Annotated in this window: 9 protein-coding genes and 7 pseudogenes; 9 read left to right on the top strand and 7 right to left on the bottom strand. The window is 75.3% G+C overall.

Translation table 11 applies throughout. The features are described from left to right. Positions 1 to 16: 16 nt before the first annotated feature. The 4 genes and pseudogenes from KPL57_RS67000 to bioB form a co-directional block, all read left to right on the top strand. Positions 17 to 181 (top strand): annotated as a pseudogene (locus tag KPL57_RS67000) (hypothetical protein); the annotation flags it as partial. After that, a pseudogene (locus tag KPL57_RS70025) lies at positions 178 to 369 on the top strand (hypothetical protein); the annotation flags it as partial. The pseudogenes KPL57_RS67000 and KPL57_RS70025, both read left to right, overlap by 4 nt. 393 nt (positions 370 to 762) lie before the next feature. After that, a pseudogene (bioD, locus tag KPL57_RS22080) lies at positions 763 to 1,460 on the top strand (dethiobiotin synthase). 2 nt (positions 1,461 to 1,462) lie between these two features. Further along, positions 1,463 to 2,470 carry a biotin synthase BioB gene (bioB, locus tag KPL57_RS22075; protein ID WP_226353011.1) on the top strand — a complete coding sequence of 336 codons (1,008 nt, stop codon included), beginning with the start codon at positions 1,463 to 1,465 and terminating at the stop codon, positions 2,468 to 2,470. A gap of 232 nt (positions 2,471 to 2,702) precedes the next feature. Here bioB and KPL57_RS22070 read toward each other — a convergent pair whose 3' ends face one another. After that, on the bottom strand, positions 2,703 to 3,740 hold the full coding sequence (locus KPL57_RS22070; RefSeq protein WP_226353010.1) for a zinc-dependent alcohol dehydrogenase family protein: 1,038 nt from the start codon (positions 3,738 to 3,740) through the stop codon (positions 2,703 to 2,705). Between the two features lie 80 nt (positions 3,741 to 3,820). On the opposite strand from KPL57_RS22070, the gene KPL57_RS22065 reads away from it, so the two are divergent. After that, positions 3,821 to 4,375, top strand: coding sequence for a type II toxin-antitoxin system PemK/MazF family toxin (locus KPL57_RS22065; RefSeq protein WP_226353009.1), 555 nt, complete (start codon positions 3,821 to 3,823; stop codon positions 4,373 to 4,375). A 1-nt stretch (position 4,376) separates the two neighbouring features. On the opposite strand, the pseudogene KPL57_RS22060 reads toward KPL57_RS22065, so the two are convergent. Continuing rightward, positions 4,377 to 5,286: pseudogene (locus KPL57_RS22060) on the bottom strand (IS5 family transposase); the annotation flags it as partial. Positions 5,287 to 5,446: 160 nt separating this feature from the next. Here KPL57_RS22060 and KPL57_RS22055 point away from each other — a divergent pair. Further along, entirely contained in the window at positions 5,447 to 7,075 is a 1,629-nt protein-coding gene (locus KPL57_RS22055; protein WP_226353008.1) for an ABC-F family ATP-binding cassette domain-containing protein, read from the top strand. A gap of 2 nt (positions 7,076 to 7,077) precedes the next feature. Here KPL57_RS22055 and KPL57_RS22050 read toward each other — a convergent pair whose 3' ends face one another. Next, positions 7,078 to 7,749, bottom strand: a complete 672-nt coding sequence (locus KPL57_RS22050; RefSeq protein ID WP_060714735.1) for an LON peptidase substrate-binding domain-containing protein — start codon at positions 7,747 to 7,749, stop codon at positions 7,078 to 7,080. Positions 7,750 to 7,762: 13 nt separating this feature from the next. Beyond that, positions 7,763 to 8,473, bottom strand: coding sequence for an NUDIX domain-containing protein (locus KPL57_RS22045; protein ID WP_226353007.1), 711 nt, complete (start codon positions 8,471 to 8,473; stop codon positions 7,763 to 7,765). A 167-nt stretch (positions 8,474 to 8,640) separates the two neighbouring features. Between KPL57_RS22045 and nadA the strand changes: the two genes are divergently transcribed. The 3 genes and pseudogenes from nadA (at position 8,641) to nadC (ending at position 12,149) form a co-directional block, all read left to right on the top strand. After that, positions 8,641 to 9,639, top strand: a complete 999-nt coding sequence (gene nadA / locus KPL57_RS22040) for a quinolinate synthase NadA (RefSeq protein WP_226353006.1) — start codon at positions 8,641 to 8,643, stop codon at positions 9,637 to 9,639. Next, positions 9,636 to 11,236 (top strand): annotated as a pseudogene (locus tag KPL57_RS22035) (L-aspartate oxidase). Before nadA ends, KPL57_RS22035 begins: the two are co-directional and overlap by 4 nt. Before the next feature lie 88 nt (positions 11,237 to 11,324). After that, complete coding sequence (gene nadC, locus KPL57_RS22030; RefSeq protein WP_226353014.1) at positions 11,325 to 12,149, top strand: carboxylating nicotinate-nucleotide diphosphorylase; 825 nt, start codon at positions 11,325 to 11,327, stop codon at positions 12,147 to 12,149. Between the two features lie 145 nt (positions 12,150 to 12,294). Here nadC and KPL57_RS72520 read toward each other — a convergent pair. The 3 genes and pseudogenes from KPL57_RS72520 to KPL57_RS66990 all read right to left on the bottom strand — a co-directional run bounded on the left by KPL57_RS72520 (position 12,295) and on the right by KPL57_RS66990 (position 13,482). Then, positions 12,295 to 13,112 (bottom strand): annotated as a pseudogene (locus KPL57_RS72520) (DNA glycosylase AlkZ-like family protein). Between the two features lie 17 nt (positions 13,113 to 13,129). Then, positions 13,130 to 13,321, bottom strand: a pseudogene (locus KPL57_RS72515) (winged helix DNA-binding domain-containing protein); the annotation flags it as partial. Positions 13,322 to 13,347: 26 nt separating this feature from the next. Beyond that, positions 13,348 to 13,482: a hypothetical protein gene (locus KPL57_RS66990; protein WP_264198393.1), complete on the bottom strand. Its 135-nt coding sequence runs from the start codon at positions 13,480 to 13,482 to the stop codon at positions 13,348 to 13,350. Positions 13,483 to 13,582: the final 100 nt, after the last annotated feature.

The following is a 13,582-nucleotide window of genomic DNA, read 5'->3' as shown; positions in this document are numbered from 1 at the left end:
CCTCGCTGGTCGACGCGTGCCGGCTCTCCCGGCCCCGGGTGGTCGTCGTGCCGCACGGCGACATCGTCGCGGTCGACGCCGCGCTGGCGGCCGCACCGAGACCCGCGCACTCGTCGTCACCGACTCCGTCGGGTCCGCCGACGGCGACCTCGCCCCGCTCACGGCGCTGCACCGGGTCTGCCGGGCCCGCGGCGCGGTGCTGCTCGCCGACGAGGCGCACGGCCTCGGCGTGCGCGGTCCCGGCGGGCGCGGGCTGCTCGCCGAGACCGGGCTCGCCGGGCCGACGACGTCGTCGCCACCGTCACGCTGTCCAAGGCACTCGGCAGCCAGGGCGGCGCGGTCCTCGGCCCGGCCGCGGTCACCGCCCACCTGGTGGACTCCGCGCGCAGCTTCATCTTCGACACCGGCCTCGCCCCGGCCGCGGCGGCGCGCGCTCCGCCGCGCTGCGGGTGCTCGCCGCCGAGCCGGCCGGCCGGCCGAGGTGCTGCACGTCGCCGGGGTGCTGGCCGGGGCCTGCGACGCCCCGGTGCCGGTGTCCGCGGTCGTCCCGGTCGTGCTGGGCGAGCCCGGCCCCGCCGTCGAGGCCGCCGCGGCCTGTCTGCGCCGCGGGCTGCGGGTGGGGTGCTTCCGCCCGCCGTCGGTCCCGCCGGGCACCTCCCGGTTGCGCCTGACCGCCCGCGCCGGACTCACCGACGCCGAGCTGTCGTTCGCGGCCGGGGTGCTCACCGAGGTGCTGGCCGCGGCGCGGACGGAGGTCCCGGCATGACCGGCCGCCACCTGGTCGTCACCGGGACCGGCACCGAGGTCGGCAAGACCGTCGCCACCGCCGCGCTGGCCGCGGTCGCGGTCGCGGCGGGGGAGCGGGTGGCGGTGCTCAAGCCCGCCCAGACCGGGGTCGGACCGGACGAGCCGGGGACGCCGCCGTCGTCGCGCGGCTGGTGCCGCAGGCGCACACCGCGGAGCTCGCCCGCTATCCCGAGCCGCTCGCACCCGGGACCGCCGCACGGCGGGCCGGGCTCGCCCCGGTCACCCCCGCCGCGGCCGCCGATGCCGCCCGCGAGCTGGCCCGCACCCACGACCTGGTGCTCGTCGAGGGCGCGGGCGGGCTGCTCGTGCACCTCGACGACGACGGCGGCACCGTCGCCGACGTCGCCCGCCTGCTCGACGCGCCGGTGGTCGTCGTCGCCGCGGCCGGGCTCGGCACGCTCAACCACACCGCGCTGACCGTCGAGGCACTGCGGGCGCGTGACCTGGTCTGCGCCGGGGTCGTCGTCGGGTCCTGGCCGGACACGCCCGACCTCGCCGCCCGGTGCAACCTCGACGACCTGCCCGCGACCAGCGGGGTGCCGTTGCTCGGAGCGCTCCCGGCCGGGCTCGGCGGTGCCGCTCCCGAGTGGTTCCGCGACGTTGCGTGCCGCACATTCGGACCGCGCCCGGTCGGCCGCTGGCAGGATGCCTGATCATGACGACCGCCAGGACCGACGTTCTCACCGTCGCGCGCGACCAGGTCCTCGACCAGGGCCGCGGCCTCACCGTCAGCCAGGTGCGCGAGGTGCTCGACCTTCCCGACGACCGTCTCGACGACCTGCTGGAGCTGGCCCACGAGGTGCGGATGCGCTGGTGCGGGCCCGACGTCGAGGTCGAGGGGATCATCTCGCTCAAGACCGGCGGGTGCCCCGAGGACTGCCACTTCTGCTCGCATTCGGGCCTGTTCGCCTCGCCGGTGCGCTCGGCCTGGCTGGACATCCCGATGCTCGTCGAGGCCGCCAAGCAGACCGCGAAGACCGGGGCCACCGAGTTCTGCATCGTCGCGGCCGTCCGCGGGCCCGACAAGCGGCTCATGTCCCAGGTCGCCGCCGGCATCGCGGCGATCCGGGACGAGATCGACATCAACATCGCCTGCTCGCTGGGGATGCTCACGGCCGAGCAGGTCGACGAGCTCGCCGCGATGGGCGTGCACCGCTACAACCACAACCTGGAGACCGCCCGCAGCCACTTCCCCAACGTGGTCACCACCCACACCTGGGAGGAGCGCTGGGACACCCTGCGCATGGTCCGTGCGGCCGGCATGGAGGTGTGCTGCGGCGGGATCGTCGGGATGGGGGAGAGCCTGGACCAGCGCGCCGAGTTCGCCGGGCAGCTCGCCGAGCTGGAGCCCGACGAGGTGCCGCTGAACTTCCTCAACCCGCGCCCGGGCACCCCGTTCGGGGACCTGGAGCCGATGTCCGGACCGGACGCGCTGCGCACCGTCGCCGCGTTCCGCCTGGCGCTGCCGCGCACGATCCTGCGCTTCGCCGGTGGCCGTGAGATCACCCTCGGCGACCTGGGCGCCCGCAAGGGCCTGCTCGGCGGGATCAACGCGGTGATCGTCGGTAACTACCTGACCACGCTGGGACGTCCGGCCGAGTCCGACATCGACCTGCTCGGCGAGCTGGAGATGCCGATCAAGGCCCTCAACGAGACGTTGTGACGGCGCCGGTGCAGGTCTCCACCCGGGAGGAGGGGGCCCGTACTGCGACCAGTGCGGGAACCCCGACGCGACGGCGGGCCACGATCGGTGCGCCGCGCGACGTGAGCTGGAGCCGCCGCGCTTCTGCCCGGACTGCGCCCGGCGGATGGTGGTCCAGGTCGACCCGGTGGGCTGGACCGCCCGGTGCAGCAGGCACGGCGAGCGGTCCAGCCGGTAGCGGTCCCGGTCCCGGTCAGGGCTTGATCAGGACCTTGAGGGCCTCGCGGTCGTTCATGGCGCGGTAGCCGTCGGGGACCTCGTCGAGGCCGACCGTGCGGTCGAAGACCTTGCCCGGCCGGACCGTGCCGTCCAGCACGTCGGGCAGCAGCTCCTCGATGTAGGCCCGCGCCGGGGCGACGCCGCCGTGCACGCCGACGTTGCGCATGAACGAGCCGACGCCCAGCGGGATGTCGGAGTACTGCGAGACGCCGACCCGGCCGACGAGCTTGCCGTCCTTGGTGACCTCGACGGCGGTGCGGACGGCCTCGACGTAGCCGACGCACTCCAGCGCGGCGTCGACGCCGCCGCCGCCGGTGAGCTCACGGACCTTCTCGATCGCCTCGTCGCCGCGCTCGGGGACGACGTCGGTGGCGCCGAACTCGCGGCCCAGGTCGGTCCGGGCGGTGTGCCGGCCGAGCAGGATGATCCGCTCGGCACCGAGCCGCTTCGCCGCGAGCACCGCGCAGAGCCCGACCGCTCCGTCGCCGACGACGGCCACGGTGTCCCCGCGCTGCACCCGCGCCGAGACGGCGGCGTGGTGGCCGGTGGGGAACACGTCGGACAGGGTCAGCATCGAGGCGAGCAGCGCGTCGTCCGGCTCGCCGGGCATCGGGACCAGGGTGCCGTCGGCGAACGGCACACGGACGGCCTCGCCCTGCCCGCCGTCGGTGCCGTCGGAGCCCCAGCCGCCGCCGTGCCGGCAGGAGGTCTGCAGGCCCGCGGCACAGAAGTCACAGGTGTTGTCGGCCCACACGAACGGCGCGACGACGAGCTGGCCCTTCGTGCGGTTCCGGACGCCGGACCCGACCTCCTCGACCACACCGAGGAACTCGTGTCCGATGCGGTGGCCCTCGGTGGAGTCCTCCGCCGAGTTGTACGGCCACAGGTCGCTGCCGCAGATGCAGGAGCGCAGCACTCGCACGATCGCATCGGTGTCGTCACGGATGACCGGGTCCGGTACGTCGGACGAGATCCGGATGTCGTGCTTGCCGTGGATCAGAGTCGCCTTCATACCGATGGGTGCCCACATGCGGAACCGTTCATGCGCGCCCGGTCGCGGTGACGCGCCGCACATGCGGCAGGCTGGCCGGCATGGCGATCAACTGGGGCTCGGTCCTGCGCAAGGCCGCGGACGTGGCGGTGCAGTTCCTCAAGGACTCGCAGAAGGACGCGCAGAAGCCCGGTCGGACGGCACCCCGGGGTGCGCGGCCGGGCGGCGGGGCCCGGCCCGGTCCGCCGCCCACGGCCGGGCGGGTGCGGACCGCGCCGACCGGCGACCGTGCCCGGCAGATCGCCTACGCCCCCGAGCCCGACGGCGCCGCGGACCCCGGCGAGATCGTCTGGACCTGGGTGCCCTACGAGGAGGACGCGAGCCAGGGCAAGGACCGGCCGCTGCTCGTCGTCGGGCGGTCGGGTGGGGACCTGCTCGGGCTGATGCTGTCCAGCCAGGACAAGCGGGCCCACGACCCGGACTGGGTCGGGATCGGCTCCGGCGCCTGGGACCGCGAGGGGCGCGACTCCTACATCCGGCTGGACCGGGTGCTGGAGGTGGAGGAGCACGGGATCCGCCGGGAGGGCGCGGTGCTGGACCGGGCGCGGTTCGACCGGGTCGCCACCGAGCTGCGCTCGCGCTACGGCTGGCGCTGAGAGCGTGTTTGGAAATTCTAGTGGGTTGAGGGTGTCGTGTGTTTCTGCTGGCGGGTGGCGGGGTATCCACGGGCGATGCGGCGAGTGATGGTGTTGATCGCGGCCCAGCGGATCATGGCTTCGGATGTGGTGGGGTGGCGTTCGTAGTCTCGGGCCAGGCGTCGGTGTGCGGTGAGCCAGGCCAGGGTCCGTTCGACCACCCACCTTCGTGGGAGGACGGTGAATCCGCGCTGCTCGGGTGGCTTGCGGATGATCTCGATCGTTGTCTGCAGGATCGTGGCGGCCCAGTCGAGCAGTCGCCCGGCGAAGCCGGCGTCGGCGTAGACGAACCGCACCCTGGTGCGCAGGTAGAGGTTGAGCAGGATCGGCTTGGCGCCGTCGCGGTCCTGTACCGAGGCCGAGCACACCATCGTGGTCAGCAGCAGACCGAGGGTGTCGGTCACGATGAACCGTTTCCGTCCGCCTGTCTTCTTCCCGGCGTCGTAGCCGCGGGAGTCCTGGCCGACGGTGTCGGCGCCCTTGACCGACTGGGAATCGATGATCCCCGCACTCGGCTCCGGATCACGGCCCTCGGCGATACGTAACTGCCCCCGCACGACCGGGAGGATCTTCTCGGTGACCTTCTGCTGTTCCCACTGGTTGAAGTACCAGTAGACGGTCTGCCAGGGCGGGAAGTCCACCGGCAACGCCCGCCAGGCACACCCGGTCCGCACGACATACAAGATCGCGTCCAGCACGTCCCGACGAGCATGAGCAACAGGCCGCCCCCGCCGCGCGAGCGGCGGTAACAACGGCTCGATCACCACCCACTGGGCATCACTGGTGTCCGAGGGGTACCGGCGCGGTCGTTCCTGCATGCCGACCACGATGGAGCACCCCAGCCGTGTCGACCATCCCGACACACCCACCATTTCCAAACACGCTCTGAGAAACCTGCGCTGAGAAACCGGGGTGCGCCGCACCGGCGCGCCCGCTAGTCTCCTGCTCATCATGAGGCACTGACGACACCACCGACCGCGGACGCGGCACACGCCCCTGCGGTCCTCCTCCGTCTCCACCGGAGCCGTCGTCATGTCATCGACCGAGCAGATCCACGCCGTGACCGCCCGCGGGCTGGTCCGTTCCTACGCCACCCGCGCCGGCCGCCCGCCGGTGCTCGACGGCGTCGACCTCGTCGCCGCACCGGGCACCCGGGTCGGCCTGATCGGGGAGAACGGTTCGGGCAAGTCCACGCTGCTGAGGCTGCTCGCCGGCGTCGACACCCCGGACGGCGGGACGCTCACGGTGCCCGCTGACCGGGTGTACCTGCCGCAGGAACCGGACCTGGGCGACGGGGGGACCGTCGGCGACCTGCTGGACGCGGCGCTGCGTCCGCTGCACGACGCCGTCGCCGAGCTGGAGCGCCTGGCCGGCCGGCTGGCCGACGGCACCGGCGCCGTCGCCTACGACCGGGTGCTGGCCTGGGCGATCGCCCACGACGCGTGGGACGCCGACCGGCGCGCCGAGGTCACAGCGGGCACGCTCGGCGTCGCCGACCTGGAGCGGGACCGGCCGGTCGCGACCCTGTCCGGCGGTGAGCGCACCCGGCTCGCGATGGCCGCCGCGCTGGTCCGCCGCCCCGCGGTGCTGCTGCTCGACGAGCCCACCAACCACCTCGACGACGCCGCCCTGGACCTGCTGGAACGTTCGCTCGTGGAGCTGCCCGGCATCGTCGTCGCGGCGAGCCACGACCGCACCTTCCTCGACCGGGTCTGCACCGAGCTGCTCGACCTCGACGCCGGCGAGCTCGGCACCGACGGGCACGGCGGACGCCGGTTCGGCGGCTCGTTCACCGAGTACCTCGACGCCGCCGCGGCGAGCCGCCGTCGCTGGGAGGAGCGCTTCGCCGCGGAGCAGGAGGAGATCGCCGCGCTGCGCGAGCGGAGCCGGGCCGGGCTCTCGACGATCGCCCTCGGCCGCGGCCCGCGCGACAACGACAAGTTCATCCACGCCTTCAAGGGGGCCGGCGTCGAGCGCACCCGGGCCCGCCGGGTGCACGTCGCTCAGCGCCGGCTGGAGACCGCCGAGCGCGAGGCGGTCCGCAAGCCGCCCCGGCCGCTGGAGTTCACCGGGCGCCTGACCGGCGAGGCCCCGGCCGACGGGCTCGCCGTGAGCATCCGGGACCTGCGGGTCGACGGCCGGCTGCGGCTCGACCTGCTCGACCTGCCGGTGGGGGAGAAGCTGCTGGTCACCGGCCCGAACGGGGCCGGGAAGTCGACCCTGCTGGCGGTCCTGCACTCCGACCTCGCCCCGAGCGCGGGCACCGTGGACGTCCGGGCGCGCCGGGTCGGGCTGCTGGCCCAGGACCCCGACGTCGGCCCGCCCGACCGCAGCGCCGCGGCCGCCGACGCCGACGCCGTCGGCGTCGAGCGGGCCGAGGCCGTCCCGCTGCGCGAACTGGGGCTGCTGCACCCGCGCGAGCACGGCACCGCGGTCGGGGAGCTCAGCCTGGGCCAGCGACGGCGGCTGGCACTGGCCGTCGCCGTCGCCGACGCCCCGGACCTGCTGCTGCTCGACGAACCGACCAACCACGTCTCGCTGCGGCTGGCCGGGGAACTGGAGGACGCGCTCGGGACCGCGCCGGGGACCGTCGTCGTCACCTCGCACGACCGGTGGCTGCGCCGGCGCTGGGACGGGCCGCACCTCGCGATCGGCGGGTGAACTCAGTTCGGGCTGTGCTCGTCGGTGAACGACCCGAGCGGCGCGGGCACCGCCCGCAGGTTCTCCAGCAGGCCGCGCTCGCGGGCGAGCAGCCGGCGGATCTCTCGCAGCCGCTGCACCGGGCTGGTCTGCTCCAGGAGGAGCTGGCGGTCATCGAGGGGGAGCAGGCAGTCCCCGGCGAGCAGGTGCGCGAGCTCGGCGGTGGGGGTGTCGTCGGCGGGCTCGGACCAGTCGCCGGTCCGCCACGCGGTGTCGCAGTACTCGCGGTGGGCCGCGCGGGCGGACCGCTCCAGCATCGCCACCAGCCGCGGGTCGGCGTCGTCGCCGGTGTCGTCGGGCAGGAACTCGACCTCGCCGCAGAGGTAGGAGTGCGAGGTCGCGTCGAGGTCGAGCAGCCGGAAGCGGCGGGCCCCGCGGGTGACGACGTCGTAGCGGCCGTCGGGCAGCCGGCGGGCGTCGATGAGTACCGCGGTGCAGCCGACGGGGTGCATGCCCGCGGCGCCGGAGCGGTCCGGTGAGTGACCCTCGCGCACCGCGACGACGCCGAACTCGCGGTCGGGGACGGCCCCGGTGAGCAGGTCGACGGTGAGCTGGCGGTAGCGGGGCTCGAAGATGTGGAGGGGAAGCGCCGCACCCGGCATCAGCACCGTTCCCAACGGGAACAGCGGGAGCATGGCGGACACCGGCTCACGGTAGTACGCCGTCGCGGGCCCCGCCGGGTCGCGCAGGTGGGCGGAGCACGGCGAACGCGTCGGTGACCCGCAGGCCGCGGTCGGTGAACCGGAACACCGCGGCCGGGCGCCCACCCGCGCGCCCGGACGGCGCGACCTCGCCGGTGGGCTCCAGCAGGCCGCGACGGGTGAGGACGCGCTGCAGGTTCGTCGCCGACACCTCGTGTCCCAGCGCGGCGACGTAGTGCTCCCGCAGCGCCGAGATCGTGAACTCCGCGGGGGCGAGCGCGAACCCGAGGTTGGTGTAGGAGAGCTTGGCGCGCAGCCGGTCCCGCGCCGCCGCGACGATCCCGGCGTGGTCGAACGCGGTCGCGGGCAGGTCCTCGACCTCGTGCCACGCGGTGTCCTCGGGCAGTGCCGGGTCCGCGTCGGAGGGGACCAGGCCGAGGAACGCGGTGGCGATGCGGCGCATGCCGGGCGAGCGGGCCGGGTCGGAGAACACCGACAGCTGCTCGACGTGGGCGACCTCGCGGACGTCGACCTTCTCGGCGAGTTGCCGGCGCACGGAGGTCTCGACGTCCTCGTCGGGGCCCAGGGTGCCGCCGGGCAGCGCCCAGCGGCCGGCGTCCGGGTCCAGGGCGCGCTGCCAGAGCAGGGCGTTGACCCGCCCCTCCCGGATCCTGAGCACGACGGCGAGGACCTCGTGCAGGACCGGTGGCGGTGTCACGGACCCCAGCCTAGGGCGGATCGACAACCGCACCGGGACGTGACGGTGAGGTGTCCGTCAGGTGAGGTCCCGGTCACGACGGAGGTGCCGGTGACGGACGACCGGTGCTACTATCCGCTCAGTTTCCGCCCGCTAGGCGAAAACCCGATTCGGCCCGGGAGGGCGCAATGACCGGAACGCTGACGGCACCCGGCGACACGGGGATCGACCCCGGCTGGGCCGACGAGGTGCGTGCGCTGGCCCGCGAGCGGGACGCGGTCCTGCTGGCGCACAACTACCAGCTGCCCGAGATCCAGGACGTCGCCGACCACGTGGGGGACTCGCTCGCGCTGTCCCGGATCGCGGCCGAGTCCGACGCGTCGACGATCGTGTTCTGCGGCGTGCACTTCATGGCCGAGACCGCCAAGATCCTCAGCCCGGACAAGACCGTGCTGATCCCCGACGCGCGGGCCGGCTGCTCGCTGGCCGACTCGATCACCGCCGACCAGCTGCGGGAGTGGAAGGCCGAGCACCCGGGTGCGGTCGTCGTCTCCTACGTCAACACCACCGCCGCGGTGAAGGCCGAGACCGACGTCTGCTGCACGTCCTCCAACGCCGTCGAGGTCGTCGACTCGATCCCGCGCGACCGTGAGGTGCTGTTCCTGCCCGACCAGTTCCTCGGTGCGCACGTGCGCCGCACCCTGCAGCGGGAGAACATGCACGTCTGGGCGGGGGAGTGCCACGTGCACGCCGGCATCAACGGCCGCCAGCTCACCGACCGGGCCGCCGCCCACCCCGGCGCGGACCTGTTCGTGCACCCCGAGTGCGGCTGCGCGACCTCGGCGCTCTACCTGGCAGGGACCGGCGTGGTGCCCGCCGAGCAGGTGAAGATCCTGTCCACCGGCGGGATGATCGACGCCGCCCGCGCGACCGGCGCGACGGAGGTGCTCGTCGCGACCGAGGTCGGGATGCTGCACCAGCTGCGCCTGGCCGCCCCGGAGATCGAGTTCCGCGCGGTGAACGAGCACGCGTCCTGCCCCTACATGAAGATGATCACCGCCGAGGCGCTGCTGCGGTCGGTCCGCGAGGGCACCGACGAGGTCCACGTCGACCCCGACCTCGCCGCGCGCGGCCGCGCCGCCGTGCAGCGGATGATCGAGATCGGTCAGCCGGGAGGTGGGGAGTGACGGCGCGGGGAGCCGGCTGGGAGGCCGGCGCCGACCTGGTCGTCGTCGGGTCCGGGGTGGCCGGGCTGACCGCCGCGCTCGACGCGGCCGCGGCCGGGCTGCGCGTCGTGGTGGTCACCAAGGACGGCGTCGGTGAGGGCTCCACGCGCTGGGCACAGGGCGGGGTGGCCGTCGTGCTCGGCGACATCGCCGGGGACACGCCCGACTCCCACGTCGCCGACACCGTCGCCGCGGGCGGCGGGCTGAACGACGTCGCCGCGGTCGAGACGATCGTGCGCGCCGGACCGGACGCGGTGCGCAGGCTCCGCGCGCGCGGCGCCCTGTTCGACCTGAGCGGGGACCGCCCCGCGCGGACCCGGGAGGGCGGCCACTCGGCGTACCGGGTGGTGCACGCCGGGGGTGACGCGACCGGTGCGGAGATCGAGCGCGCGCTGGTCGCGGCGACCCGGTCGGCGCAGCTCACCGTGCTCGACGGGCACGTCGCCGCCGACCTGCTGCGCGACGACGGCCGGGTCACCGGCCTCACGGTGCTCGACGCCGACGGCCGCGCCGGGGTGCTGTCGGCGCCCGCGGTGCTGCTCGCGACCGGCGGCTACGGGCAGCTCTACGCCTCCACCACCAACCCGGCCACGTCCACCGGCGACGGCGTCGCGCTCGCCCTGCGCGCCGGTGCGGTCGCGGCGGACCTGGAGTTCGTGCAGTTCCACCCGACCGTGCTGTGGACCGGCCCCGGCAGCGGCACCGCCGGGCGTCGCCCGCTGGTGACCGAGGCCGTCCGCGGCGAGGGCGCGGTGCTGCGCGACCGGGCCGGGACCGCGTTCATGGCCGGGGTGCACCCGCGGGCCGACCTCGCCCCGCGCGACGTCGTCGCCGCGGCGATCACCCGCCGGATGGCCGAGACCGGGAGCGAGTGCGCCTGGCTCGACGCCACCGCGCTCGACGGGTTCGCCGCGCGGTTCCCGACCGTCTACGCCTCCTGTCGGGCCGCCGGGATCGACCCGCTGACCGAGCCGATCCCGGTGACCCCGGCCGCGCACTACGCCTGCGGCGGCGTCGTCACCGACACGTCCGGCCGGACCGGTGTCCGGGCCTCTACGCGGCGGGCGAGGTCGCCAGGACGGGGCTGCACGGGGCGAACCGGCTGGCGTCGAACTCGCTGCTGGAGGGGCTGGTCGTGGGGGAGCGGGTGGTCCGCGCGGTGCTCGCCGACGCGGGCCCGGCCGGGGTGCCTGCCCCGGCCGGGACGGTCCCGGCGCTGCCGGTGGCCGACCGCACCGTGGTGCAGCGGGCGATGTCGGGCAGCGCCGGGATCGGCCGCGACGCCGCCGGGCTCGCCGGCGCGTCGGACGCGATCGAGGCCGTCACCACCACCGCGGTCCCGGTCGACCGCACCGGGGTGGAGGACGCGGCGCTGACCCTGATCGCCCAGGCCGTGCTGGTGGCGGCGGGCACCCGCCGGGAGACCCGCGGCTGCCACGTGCGCACGGACTTCCCCGACCGGGACGACACACACCAGCGGTCGTCGCTGCGGATCCGGGTCGACGCGACCGGGCGGCCGGTGGTCGTGGCGGACGGCTCGCTGGTGGGTGCGGCATGACGGCACGCACCGGTACGGCGCGGGCGGGGCGCGCGTCGCCGCCGGGGTCGGTGGGGTCAGCGACGTCGGCGTCCCGGACCCCGAGGACCTGCTGCGGGTGGTGCGCACCGCGCTGCAAGAGGACCTGCGGTACGGCCCGGACGCGACGACGTCGGCGACCGTGCCCGCCGACGCCGTGGCGACCGCGTCGGTCACCCCGCGGGTCGACGGCGTGCTCGCCGGGCTCCCGGCGGCCCGCGCCGTGCTCGACGAGGTGCTCGGCGCGGGCGGGTACACCGTCCTCGCCGAGGCGGCCGACGGCGACCGGCTCACCGCCGGGACCCCGGCACTGACGGTGCGGGCACCGGTCCGCGGACTGCTCACCGCCGAGCGCACCGCGCTGAACCTGCTCACGCACCTGTCCGGGATCGCGACGGCCACCCGCGCCTGGGTCGACGCCGTCGACGGGACCGGCGCCCGGATCCGGGACACCCGCAAGACGCTGCCCGGCCTGCGGCTGCTGGAGAAGTACGCCGTGCGGTGCGGCGGCGGGGTGAACCACCGGCTCGGGCTGGGCGACGCGGTGCTGATCAAGGACAACCACGTCGCGGCGGCCGGGTCGGTCTCCGCGGCGCTGGCCGCGGCCCGCGCGCTCGCCCCGGACCTGCCGTGCGAGGTGGAGGTCGACTCGCTCGACCAGCTCGACGAGGTGCTGGAGCTCGCCGCCGAGCTGGTGCTGCTGGACAACTTCAGCGTCTCCGAGACGGCCGAGGCGGTCCGGCGGCGCGGGGGCCGGGCCACGCTGCTGGAGTCCTCCGGCGGGCTGGCCCTGGGCAGCGCCCGGGACTACGCGGCCACCGGTGTGGACTTCCTCGCCGTCGGCGGGCTGACCCACTCGGTGACCGCGCTGGACCTCGGGCTCGACCTGGAGTGACCGACGCCGAGTGGCACACCGTGCACCCCGAGACGGGTGCCGGGGGTGCATGGTGTGCCACTCGGCGCCCGGCCGGCCGCACCGCGCCCGCCGAGCGCGGCGGACAACGCGTCGTACTCCGATCCGGGCGCTGTCGCCGGGCCGGTCAGGCGAGCAGTCGGGGCTGGGCGGGGGCCGGGAACCGGGTGGAGAACCGCGCGTCGCCGAGGAACTCCCGCAGCCGCTGCGCCGCGTCCCGCACCTGCGTCCGAGCCCGGGCCGTGACCGGCGCGAGCAGCAGGGTCGCGATCTCGCCGTCCGGGCGCTGCACCCAGGTCCCGACGATGCGACCGTCCACCCAGACCGCCGGTCCGCCGTTGCCGTTGCGGTCGAACAGCTCCGGCGCCACCTCGGCGGGCAGGTACCAGCCGCGGGCCTTCCACCCCATCGTCGACGGGTCGAGGCTCGGCAACAGCGCCACCGACGGCCCGGGGTCGGGGACGGGGTCCAGGTCGTCGGGGAGCAGGAACCCGGTGTCCCCGCCGTCGAGGGTCACCTCGACCGCACCGACGTCGGCCAGCGCCCTGGTGGTGGTGGCGACGGTCCAGCCCGCCCACCACTTCAGGTCGTCGCGGCGGACCGGCCGAACGCCCGCAGGTGGGCGCGGGCCAGCCCGGCCGCGGCCGCGCGACGGGCGTCGCCGTCGGGGTCGGGTGCGGGGCCGATCCCGCCGGGGACCCAGGCGTCGGCCGCGGCCCAGCGGTACTGGCCGTTGACCCACGTCCCGAGCGGTCGGGTCCGCAGCACCCGGCCCTCGAACCCGAGCACCAGCAGCACCCGGGTGTGGGCGGGCTGCGGACCCCCGCCGGGCAGGACGAGCCGTTGCGCGGCGAGCTCGGGCAGGCCTTCGCGACGTCGCGGGCGGCGGTCGGGCCCCGTTCGGTGAGCACCGCCAGGACCTGGTCGGCGGCGTCGGCGTACCACGCCTCGGGGTCGTCGTGGCCGGCTGCTGCGGCCTGACGCAGCAGGTCACGACGCTGGACGGCGGCGACGTCGACGGTGGCGGCGTGGTGGGCCAGCGCGGCGTGGCCGCGGCCGAACACCCACAGCGTGCGGCGCATCGCGTGGTGGCGCAGCAGGGTGCGGTCGGTGTGCAGCGCGGCGTCGACCGGACCGAGTGACGGGGTCACCATCCGCGCGGCCGCCGACAGGTACACCGTCACGGGTCGGTCGAGTGCAGCCCGACCAGGTCGTCGCTGATCGCGACGACGTCGTCGGTGCGGGTGTGCGGGGCGAGCCGGTGGCGGGTCACCAGCCGGGCGCGGCGCTCGTCGTCGGTCACGTGCCGGGTCACGCGCGAAGGGTGCCACGCAGTGCCCTCCGTGGGCGACCTCACTCCGGCGGAGTGGCGGGGCCGTGTCCGGGGCGCTGCGCCACCTGCAATTCTTGCTCCG

The organism is Pseudonocardia sp. ICBG601 (genome assembly GCF_020496245.1).
Note: the sequence above shows the minus strand (reverse complement) of the source record. Positions and strands in the feature narration are given on the sequence as shown.